At 68.1% G+C, this 7,790-nt stretch carries 9 protein-coding genes; 6 read left to right on the top strand and 3 right to left on the bottom strand.

Translation table 11 applies throughout. The annotated features are described in order from the left end of the window. From ACWELQ_RS31295 to ACWELQ_RS31280, 4 genes are all read left to right on the top strand, one after another. A partial coding sequence (locus ACWELQ_RS31295; protein WP_452400631.1) for an MBL fold metallo-hydrolase occupies positions 1-392 on the top strand: 392 nt, incomplete at its 5' end. Between the two features lie 44 nt (positions 393-436). Further along, the gene (locus ACWELQ_RS31290) at positions 437-1,099 is read left to right on the top strand and encodes a YdcF family protein (protein WP_452400630.1); all 663 of its coding nucleotides are present in this window, start codon (positions 437-439) and stop codon (positions 1,097-1,099) included. Between the two features lie 3 nt (positions 1,100-1,102). After that, positions 1,103-2,371, top strand: a complete 1,269-nt coding sequence (locus ACWELQ_RS31285) for a deoxyguanosinetriphosphate triphosphohydrolase (protein WP_452400629.1) — start codon at positions 1,103-1,105, stop codon at positions 2,369-2,371. A gap of 29 nt (positions 2,372-2,400) precedes the next feature. Continuing rightward, the gene (locus ACWELQ_RS31280) at positions 2,401-3,105 is read left to right on the top strand and encodes a HalD/BesD family halogenase (RefSeq protein WP_452400628.1); all 705 of its coding nucleotides are present in this window, start codon (positions 2,401-2,403) and stop codon (positions 3,103-3,105) included. A gap of 20 nt (positions 3,106-3,125) precedes the next feature. On the opposite strand, the gene ACWELQ_RS31275 is transcribed toward ACWELQ_RS31280, so the two are convergent. From ACWELQ_RS31275 to ACWELQ_RS31265, 3 genes are read right to left on the bottom strand one after another with little or no spacing between them, the layout of a single operon-like run. Then, positions 3,126-3,803 carry an energy-coupling factor ABC transporter ATP-binding protein gene (locus ACWELQ_RS31275; RefSeq protein ID WP_452400627.1) on the bottom strand — a complete coding sequence of 226 codons (678 nt, stop codon included), beginning with the start codon at positions 3,801-3,803 and terminating at the stop codon, positions 3,126-3,128. Beyond that, entirely contained in the window at positions 3,800-4,348 is a 549-nt protein-coding gene (locus tag ACWELQ_RS31270; RefSeq protein ID WP_452400626.1) for a biotin transporter BioY, read from the bottom strand. Before ACWELQ_RS31270 ends, ACWELQ_RS31275 begins: the two co-directional genes overlap by 4 nt. 32 nt (positions 4,349-4,380) lie before the next feature. After that, positions 4,381-4,971, bottom strand: coding sequence for an energy-coupling factor transporter transmembrane component T family protein (locus ACWELQ_RS31265; RefSeq protein ID WP_452400625.1), 591 nt, complete (start codon positions 4,969-4,971; stop codon positions 4,381-4,383). 98 nt (positions 4,972-5,069) lie between these two features. Here ACWELQ_RS31265 and dnaG point away from each other — a divergent pair, with 98 nt between their 5' ends. Both dnaG and ACWELQ_RS31255 read left to right on the top strand, forming a co-directional pair. Further along, positions 5,070-6,980 carry a DNA primase gene (gene dnaG / locus ACWELQ_RS31260; RefSeq protein ID WP_452400624.1) on the top strand — a complete coding sequence of 637 codons (1,911 nt, stop codon included), beginning with the start codon at positions 5,070-5,072 and terminating at the stop codon, positions 6,978-6,980. Between the two features lie 219 nt (positions 6,981-7,199). After that, positions 7,200-7,535 carry a glycine zipper domain-containing protein gene (locus ACWELQ_RS31255; protein ID WP_452400623.1) on the top strand — a complete coding sequence of 112 codons (336 nt, stop codon included), beginning with the start codon at positions 7,200-7,202 and terminating at the stop codon, positions 7,533-7,535. Positions 7,536-7,790 lie beyond the last annotated feature (255 nt).

Genomic DNA, 7,790 nt, shown 5'->3' with positions numbered 1-7,790 from the left:
GTGTCGGATTGCTGTACCGCTCCGGCTATTTCCGGCAGTCGCTGACCGCCGACGGCTGGCAGGCCGAGCACTATGCCGACGGTGACACGGTGCGGGTCGGCGAGCTGGAGCTGACGGCCATCCACCTCAGCGGCCACACGCCGGGTTCGGTCGCGCTCGCGTTCACCGACGGCGCGGGCCGCACCCATCTGTTCACCGGTGACTCGCTGTTCCCGGGCGGAGTGGGCCGCACCCAGTCGCCCGAGCAGTTCACCTCGCTACTCGACGATGTCGAGACCAAACTCTTCGACCGCTACCCGGATGACACCGCGGTGTACCCGGGACACGGTGACGACACCAGCCTCGGTATCGAGCGCCCGCAGTTGCCCGAGTGGCGGCGACGCGGTTGGTAAAACTCCGGAACCGACCTCCAGAGCCGGATTGGCTGGTTCACGACATGGCCGACGACCCCACCCCCGCGAGCGGGTGCGTCGGCGGTGCCTTGCGCTGGACCCGGCGGCTGTTGCTCGGCACGCTCGTCATCGGCCTGCTGGTGGTGGGCGGCACCGCCGTGCGGGTGTGGCAGGTGGCTCGTATCGACGACTACAGCCAGGCCGACGCCATCGTCGTGCTGGGCGCGGCGCAGTACGACGGCACCCCGTCCACGGTGTTCCAGGCACGACTGGATCAGGCGTACAAGCTGTACCGCAAGCAGATCGCGCCGATGATCGTGACCGTCGGCGGAAAACAGGTCGGCGACAACTACACCGAGGCGGCGTCGGGCAAGATCTACCTCGAGGATCGGGGCGTGCCCGCGGATCGGATCCTGGCCGTCGAGACCGGTTCCGACACGCTGCAGAGCGTGGAGGCCGTCTCGAAAGCGCTGCTGGCGCGCGGCAAGACGTCGGTGGTGCTGGTCAGCGACCCCTGGCATTCACTGCGCACCCGTACCATGGCCCGCGACGCCGGGTTGAAGGCGTGGACCGCGCCCACCCGCACCGGGCCGGCGGTGTACACGCGGGAATCGCAGGCGCACGGCATTTTCCGGGAGACCTTCGCGTTGCTGTGGTACCAGCTGACCCACTTCTCGGCGGACTTCAAATACACGGCGGATCAGTGAGTCATGAACGCGCGCATCGACTATGACGGGGTGTACTCCGAGGCGGATCGGGAGCGCATGGTGCCCGAAACCGATCGGACCGCCGGATTGAGCTGGTCGCCGTGCCCGGCGCGGCGCAGCGAGTTCGCGCGGGATCGCGCCCGGGTGCTGCATTCCGCGGCGCTGCGCCGGCTCGCGGACAAGACGCAGGTGATGGGTCCGCGCGACGGTGACACCCCGCGTACGCGGCTGTCGCATTCGCTCGAGGTCGCGCAGATCGGGCGCAGCATCGCCGACAGCCTGGGCTGCGATCCGGATCTGGTGGATCTGGCCGGGCTCGCGCACGACATCGGGCATCCGCCCTACGGGCACAACGGCGAGAAGGCGCTCGACCAATTCGCCGACCGGTACGGCGGTTTCGAGGGCAATGCGCAGAACCTGCGGATCCTGACCCGGCTCGAACCCAAGGTGATCGACGAGCAGGGCCATAGTTTCGGGCTCAACCCGACCCGGGCCGCTCTCGACGCCGTCATCAAATATCCCTGGGGCAGAACGGGTCCCGGCTCCAAGTTCGGCGCCTACGACGTGGACATGGATCGGCTGGACTGGGTGCGCAAGGGCGCGCCGGACCGTCGGCAATGCCTGGAATCGCAGATCATGGACTGGTCCGACGATGTCGCGTACTCGGTGCACGATGTCGAGGACGGCGTGATCGCGGGCCGCATCGATCTGCGGGCGCTGGCCGACCCGGTGGAGCAGCGGGCGCTGGCGGAACTCGGTGCGCGCCAGCATCCTTCGCTGACCGCCGACGAACTGGTGGCCGCCGCGCAACGCCTGTCCGAGATGCCGGTGGTCACCGCGGCGACCGAGTTCGACGGCTCGCTGCGCGCGTCGGTCGCCCTGAAGCGGCTGACCAGCGATCTGGTGGGCCGCTTCGCCACCGCCGCCGTCGAGGCCACCCGCGCCGCCTGGGGCGGCCGCCAATTGTCGCGCTACGGCGCCGATCTGGAAGTGCCGCGGATCGTGGCGGCCGAGGTGGCGGTGCTCAAGACCATGGCGTTGCGCTACGTGCTGTCCGATCCCATCCACCAGGTGCGCCAGGCCGGGCAGCGGGAACGCATTCTGCTGGTCGCCAATCGGTTGCTGGAGGCGGCGCCGCGCGGTCTGGACCGGCTGTTGCTGCCGTGGTGGGACGAGGCCGCCGACGACTCCGCGCGGGTGCGGGTGATCGTCGACCAGATCGCCTCCTACACCGAGAGCCGCCTGGAACGCATCGCCGCCGCGATACCCTGATTTCGGCGAATTCTGCGGCAGGGGGCGCGATGACAGGCGAGGTGGACGGCATTGTCGACCTGGACAGATATCCGCTGGATCGGCGATCGGTCACGGGCCTGCGCGAGGTGATCGAACGGGCCCAGGCGGACTTCCTGGTCAGCGGCGTCACGGTGCTGCCCGAGTTCCTGCGGCCCGCCGCGGTCACCGAGATGGCCGCGGATGTGCTCTCCGACGGGCTCGGCGACGCCATGCGATTCGAGTACACCGTGGCCTGCGACCGGATTCCGGACTCCTCGCCGCTGAAGGCGCTGTATCGCTGGGAACCATTGCGGGAGTTCGTCTCTCGGCTGGTGGGGGAGCAGGCGCATCGCTCGGCCGACGAGCTCGGTGCGATGACCGTGCAGATCCACGAGAGCGGGGACGTGCAGGACTGGCACTACGACATGTCCGACTACACGGTCATGCTGCACATCGTCGCGCCCGAACGCGGCGGGGCGCTCGAATACATTCCGCTGCCAGGGGCTTTCATCGAGCGTGGGGGCGGGCTGCCGATGCGGCACCGGCACATGGTGAAGATGCTGCCGACCGTGCCGGGGACGCTGGTGCTGCATGCCGGGCGGCGGTCGCGGCATCGGGTGACGCCGGTGCAGGGGGAGATTCCGCGGGTGAGTGTGCACATGGCGTTCAATTCGCAGCCGGGGCAGCGGTTGAACGCGCATGTGCGGCGGCATCTGTTCGGGCGCGAGGAGTGAGTTCGCGGCTCGGCGTGAGGTCAGTTCTGGTGCAGGGCCACGTACCGCGCGATGCATTCGGCCGGTGCGCCGTCCGCGATCAGGCTGCCCTCGTCGAAGACCAGCACCCGATCGAAGTCGGCGAGCAGATCCAGATCGTGTGAGATGACGATCAGCTGCTGCGGAAGGTCGTGCAGCAGACGGGAAATGCGGCGCTTGTTGCGCAGATCCAGCAGCGTGGTCGGCTCGTCGAAGACCACGTACTCCGGGCCCACCGACAGCACCGCCGCGATCGCCAGCAGCTGCTTCTGCCCGCCGCTGAGCAGATGCGCGGGGTGGTCGCGGAATTCGGCCAGGCCGTATTCGGCGAGGGTTTCGGAGACCCGGCCGGGAATCTCGGATTTGGCGACGCCGTGATGCTTGAGCCCGAAGGCCAGATCCTCCGCGACCGTCGGCATGACGATCTGCACATCCGGATCCTGGAAGACGAATCCGACCAGTTTGCGCACGGCCCGGCCCTGTTTGCGGGTGTCGAGGCCGTCGACCGTCACCGTGCCCGCCGTCGGCAGCTGCAGGCCGTTGAGCAGTCGCGCGAACGTGGACTTGCCCGAGCCGTTCGCGCCGATGACCGCGATCCGGCGCTCGCTCAGGGTGAGGTCGAGATCGCGCAGCACCTCGCGGTCGCCGAAGCGGTGCGAGACGCCCTTCAGCTCGATCACGCGTCGACCCGGATCATCGGATACGCCCGGCGGACCGCGACCGCGGCCATCGAGCCGATGATCGTCTTGACGATGTCGCCCGGAATGAACGCCACCGACGTGGTGAACGCCTTGGCCAGCGAGATGTGCGCGGCCGCGGCCATCCACGGAATCCCGATGGCGTACAGCACGATCGCGCCGCCCAGGAAGTTGATCGCCAGCGCGATGGGCAGGTTGTAGTGCCGCCACACGCGTTCGGTGAGCAGTCCGATCACCAGCGCGCCGATCGGGTAGGCGAGCACGAAACCACCGGTCGGCCCCATGATCACCGAGAGTCCGCCGCGCCCGCCCGGCAGCACCGGCAGGCCCGCGAACACCAGCACATCGAACAGCAGGATCGCCAGCGCACCGCGCTTCGCGCCCAGAATCGACCCGGCGAGGATGACGCCCAGAGTTTGCGAGGTGAAGGGCGCGAAGGCTCCGGGCAATTGGATCAACGGGAAGAATCCGAGAACCACCATGATTGCCGCGAACAGCGCGATCTGCGCCAAATCCCTACTACGCACCGAGCGATCCTAAATGGCTGGTGTTCAGCGCTTCAGTCCAGCCCGCGGGCATCGAGCGCCTCGCCGACGCCGTCGGCCATGCGGAGTGTGCGGATCAGTAGCGGGACCAGGAAGACCGTGCTGCGCTCGATGCCGCGCGCTTTCTGGGCTGCTCGCACGAGTTCGGCCTGCTCACGGATGACCGGGACGAACCGGATGGTCATGGCGACCAGGAGTCCGACTCGCTCGGGCCGGACGCCGAGCGGGGTGAGCGGTCGCAGCGCCCGTTCGATGGTGTCGATCATGGCCGAGGTGCGTGTGGTGAGCGTCACCAGATTCGCCAGCAGTACCAGCGTGAGCAGTCGTTCCCCGACCAGGATTGCGCTCTGCCAGCCGGTGAAGATCATCTGCGCGAGGACGATCAGCGCCAGGAACGGTGCGAGCCCGAGCAGTTGGCGTCCGGTGGTGCGCCACGGAATCCGGGCCAGCGCATACAAACCCAGCACGATCGCGAACGCCACCGCCAGCCACAAGATCGACGGCACGAAGAACAGCGTGGTCCCGGCGACCGCCAGGACCAGCAGCTTCGCCCCGGCGGGCACGGTATGCACCGGCGTCCGGGCGTCGTGGTACAGGCTGAGCACCCGTAGATCCTGGCATGCGCCGGAGAGGCCATTCGGTCCGGCGTCCAGGCGTGCGTCCCGGTCCAGAGTGTCGGTCCCTCGAGGCTAGACTCGTCGCCGTGGCAGGCCGTATTCCGGACCGCGATATCGCGGCGATTCGTGACCGTGTCCGGATCGAGGATGTCGTGGGTGAGTATGTGACCCTCAAACGAGCCGGTGCGGACTCCATGAAGGGGCTGTGTCCCTTCCATGACGAGAAGTCCCCGTCCTTCCATGTGCGGCCGAATCACGGTGTGTTCCACTGCTTCGGCTGCGGTGAGGGCGGCGACGCGTTCGCGTTCCTGCAGAAGCTCGAGCATGTCGGGTTCGTCGAGGCGGTCGAGCAGCTGGCCGATCGCATCGGCTACAAGATCAACTACGAGGGTGGCGGCACCTCGGTCCAGCGTGACCGCGGCACCCGCGCCCGCCTGGTCGCCGCCAATGCCGCCGCGCACGAGTTCTACGTGTCGCAGCTCGGCGATCCGGCGGCCGAGGCGGCCCGCAAATACCTGACCGACCGCAACTTCGATCACAATGCCGCCCGCCAGTTCGGTTGCGGCTACGCGCCCAGCGGCTGGGACACGCTCACAAAGCATCTGCTGCGCAAGGGTTTCGACTTCAAGGAGCTGGAGGCCGCGGGCCTGTCCAAGCAGGGCCAGCGCGGCCCCATGGACCGTTTCCACCGCCGCCTGCTGTGGCCCATCCGCAATCTCGGCGGCGAGGTCATCGGCTTCGGCGCGCGCCGGTTGTACGACGACGACACCATGACCGCCAAGTACATCAACACCTCGGAAACGTTGCTGTACAAGAAATCCCAGGTGCTCTTCGGCCTCGACCTGGCCAAGCGCGAGATCGCCAAGGGGCATCAGGCGGTCGTCGTCGAGGGCTACACCGACGTCATGGCCATGCACCTGGCCGGCGTGAAGACCGCGGTCGCCTCCTGCGGCACCGCCTTCGGCGACGAGCACCTCGCGATCCTGCGCCGCCTGCTCATGGACGACAACTTCTGGCGCGGCGAGATCATCTACACCTTCGACGGTGACGCGGCGGGCCAAGCCGCCGCCCTGAAGGCCTTCTCCGGCGACCAGAAACTGGCCGGGCAGACCTACATCGCCGTCGCCCCCGACGGCCTCGACCCGTGCGAGCTGCGCCAGCGCAACGGCGACGGCGCGGTCCGCGACCTGGTCGCCCGCCGAGTCCCGTTGTACGAGTTCGTCATCCGCGGCCTGCTCGCCGAACACAACCTGGACACCCCCGAAGGCCAGGTCGAAGCCCTGCGCCGCGGCGTCCCCGTGGTCGCCCAGATCAAGGACTTCGCCCTCCGCAAGGCGTACGCCACCAAACTCGCGGGCTGGGTCGGCTGGGACGACATCCAGCAGGTCGTCCGCCGTGTCGGCGACGAGGCCCGCAAGGGCGCCCGCGGCGGCACCGCCAAACCCGGTATCCCCGAACGCCAACCGCGCCAGGAGATCGCCGCCAGCCCCGCCGCCCGCCCCAACCCGAACGACCCCGTCCTCCTCTCGCAGCGCCAAACCCTCGCCGCCGCACTGCAATACCCCGCCTTCGCGGGCCCCGTCTTCGACTCCCTCGAATCGGAAACCTTCACCCACCCCGCCTACGTCGCCATCCGCGCCGCCATCGTCGAAGCCGGCGGCACCGCCAGCGGCCTCACCGGCGCGGAATGGGTAGCCGGCGTCGCCGACAACACCGACGACCTCACCCTGCGCGCCCTGGTCTCGGAGTTGTCCGCCGAACCGCTACCGGTGAAATCCGCCGACGACATCCCCCGCTTCATCACCGGCGTCCTGGCCCGCACCCAAGAATCCTGGGTAGGCCGCCAGGTAGCCGAACTGAAGTCCAAACTCCAACGCATCTCCTCCACCGAACAACCCGAGGCCTACATGGCGTTGTTCGGCGACCTGGTCGCCTTGGAGCAATACCGAAAGAGCCTCCTCACCCAAGCCATGGGCAACTCAGGAGACTTCGCGTAGACAGCCGACTGTTAATCGGTGGCTTTCTGCTGCCGGTCTCCTGCTCGTGAATCGCGAATTTCCCCGTCGGAGAACGAATTGTGTTCCGGCACAGTGATTCAAGCCACACTCCGTTGTCCGACATTGATCTAGTGGGTCCGGATCCGATACGACTTATCGACGTAGTTGTATGGGCATTCGGTTCATTCCGGATCGATGCCGGGGATGTGGAGGAAATACATGAAGCGTCGGGTTCTTTCTGCTGGTCTGCTGGCCGTGTTGCCGGTCGCGGCCACCATCGCGTTCGCGGGCAACGCACAGGCTGCTCCGGTCGCGCCAGCTCCGCAGGCGCAGCCGGTGGCGTCGGGCATCGATCTGGAGCCGATCACCACGAACCCGGCTGCGGCGAACTCGGATCCGGTGTTGAACGGCGCCGCCGGCGGCGCGCTCGTCGGATTGGCCCTCGGTTCGGCGGTGCCGGCCGTGGGTAGCGCCACCGGCGCGCTCGCCGGTGGACTGGTCGGTGCTCTGGTCGGCGCGACGAACCCGTCCGTCGTCCCGCAGGTCCTTCCCTGATCCCACACTCAACGGATCGGTGAGACGGCCGCGCATCCCAGAGATGCGCGGCCGTTCGCGTTCCGGGACCCAGGCGGCGAAGCTCGCCGCCCCATCACAGGGTCGTGGAGGCGCAGCCCCCACAAGGGGGCAAGGGGCAACGCCCCAATCCCTCAGCGCCGCAGTTGATCCTGCGGCACGAGGATCGTGGTGCGCTCATCGATCGGCGCCCCGACGCCCCGCCCGTCGACCCGGACGACCCCCACGCTCGCCGCT

Source organism: Nocardia sp. NPDC004722, from assembly GCF_053601505.1.
The sequence above is the reverse complement of the archived record's forward strand: the minus strand, read 5'-3'. Positions and strand labels throughout refer to the sequence as shown.